Below are 2,043 nucleotides of genomic sequence, written 5' to 3'. Positions count from 1 at the left end.
ATGCCGCCAAACTTAGCCCGCCACTTGTAGAACGTCGCCGAACTGATGCCGTGTTCCCGGCATAGCGTTGGGACTGGCTTGCCAGCCTCTGCCTCCTTAAGCACGGTGATGATTTGGCTGTCCGAAAGTCTCGATTTCTTCATTTTGTAGAACTCCCTCTATCCGAGAAAATTCTACTTCTGCACACCCCTATTTTCCGGGGGGATTACCGGCCTAAGTCCTCCCCAGCCAAGAAAGTGTTGCCAACGCATGAACGGCTAATTGCGAACCTGCGCAAGCGCAAATTGGGACATCGCCGGATCCAAAATGAACTGCGGCGCCTGCACGAAATATCGCTATCGACCGCGACAATCCATAAAGTCCTGGAGCGCATAGGCAAGCCAATACTGAATTACAAACGGGCCTACAGAAAGCAGGTCATTAGGTACAGCCGGCCAGTCCCTGGCGACCGTGTACAGATGGACGTTTGCAAGATTGCGCCTAGCCTTTATCAGTACACGGCCATTGACGACTGCACGCGCTATAAGGTTCTACGCCTCTATCGACGTAGAACAGCGAACAACACGATGGAGTTCTTTGATGCAGTGATAGAAGAAATGCCGTTTGCGATCCAACGAATTCAGACGGATCGCGGGCGTGAATTTTTCGCCACAAAATTTCAAAAGCGATTGTTGGAATGGGGAATTAAATTTCGCCCCATCAAGCCGGCATCACCCCACCTAAACGGCAAAGTAGAGAGGTCTCAACGGACTGATCTCGACGAGTTCTATTCTACTGTCGATGTCAAAGATCCACGACTTCCTGATTTGCTGGCGGAATGGCAGCACTACTACAACTGGGATCGGCCACACAGCGCTCTCGATGGCAAGACACCTGTCGAGCGCCTTACCGAACTTTCTGACAAGGCGCTGCTGTGGGAAGAGGTCAGCGCTAAATTTGACCCATCGAAAGAATGTCTTCCGGAACAGAACTATCGTACCGAACTAGCGCTGAGAAATTTGAAACGATGTCTGTGATTCACACACGTTATCAATAAGATCGTCCAGTGAGAGTTCAAGCACTGGCTGTCCGCCGCTGACTTGTTCAGCTTCCAATGAATTCAATGCTTGCATGCTTCCTCACCTTCAACGTGATGTACCGTTAGGTTGGCTGGCGGCTTGTTGCTGCATGCATTGCTGATACGCCTTCAATAGATTCAGGTAAATCGGTGGCGTCTTCGCGATAAGCATACTCGGCTTATTACAGACACCACTGATTTGATTCATTTCTTCGTTGCTCAGGTACTGCAAGCCCCCTCTCCTTCAACAGTCAATCACACGTCCTATCTTCCTCATCCAGGACATTCGCCCTAGGTGAAGGGCCGCAATGGTAACCACCATTTCCACACGGTTTATGAGTCTGGTTTTTTATATTTTTTGCCGCGCATCCCCTGCCTGGTGCATTTCTTTTCCCTTCACACACGAAATATCCATGTCTCTACCCAACACAGTGCGTACCGCGGATTCGTAGGATCAGCCTTTTAGCACCACCTGGACCTGTACCGACAATTCGGAGCTTGAGCTTGACGCCACTGGGGTGATCGGGCTGCAAAGCGCGCTGAATGCGTACCGGCAGTAATTGCACGCACATCGCCGCAAGCTGAAAGCTTGGAGGGGGCAACCCACTTCCTGACCAAGACATTGGGGCGGGTAAGCACAAAGATGAGCTTGTACGTACTAGCCTGCAACATGAAGTGGGTGATGAAGACCATTGGAAATCAGGCCCTAATTGAAAGCTATGCGGACCTGAAAGGGTCTTCTTCGCGTCGGGTCTAGCTGCAAATACTGGAAAACGATCCACGCGTCAGAAAGTAATCACGTAGGTCCCTACGCTCGGCGAGTTTTTACGCAGCTTCGGTTGCCAGTTGACAGCTAAAATTAGGGTCTGTTGACGTTTCACATAGGTAGCCATAGAAACCCACAGGCCATGGCAACCATGCTTTCATAGTTCCGTTTCAGTTTGTCGAACCGGAACGCCACTGCACGGTAATGCTTCAGCCTCGCA

General features: G+C 50.8%; 2 protein-coding genes and 2 pseudogenes. 1 reads left to right on the top strand and 3 read right to left on the bottom strand.

The window, feature by feature from the left end; translation table 11 throughout:
* Positions 1-143 (bottom strand): transposase (locus ACUHMQ_RS20560; RefSeq protein ID WP_445297311.1); only part of this gene is annotated, 143 nt, incomplete at its 3' end.
* Between the two features lie 66 nt (positions 144-209).
* Between ACUHMQ_RS20560 and ACUHMQ_RS20555 the strand changes: the two are divergent.
* Positions 210-1,016 (top strand): annotated as a pseudogene (locus ACUHMQ_RS20555) (integrase core domain-containing protein); the annotation flags it as partial.
* A gap of 108 nt (positions 1,017-1,124) precedes the next feature.
* Here ACUHMQ_RS20555 and ACUHMQ_RS20550 read toward each other — a convergent pair.
* Both ACUHMQ_RS20550 and ACUHMQ_RS20545 read right to left on the bottom strand, forming a co-directional pair.
* Complete coding sequence (locus tag ACUHMQ_RS20550) at positions 1,125-1,265, bottom strand: hypothetical protein (protein WP_445297310.1); 141 nt, start codon at positions 1,263-1,265, stop codon at positions 1,125-1,127.
* Between the two features lie 669 nt (positions 1,266-1,934).
* Positions 1,935-2,043: pseudogene (locus ACUHMQ_RS20545) on the bottom strand (IS5/IS1182 family transposase); the annotation flags it as partial.

The organism is Chitinimonas violaceus, from assembly GCF_052601015.1.
Note: the sequence above shows the minus strand (reverse complement) of the source record. Positions and strands in the feature narration are given on the sequence as shown.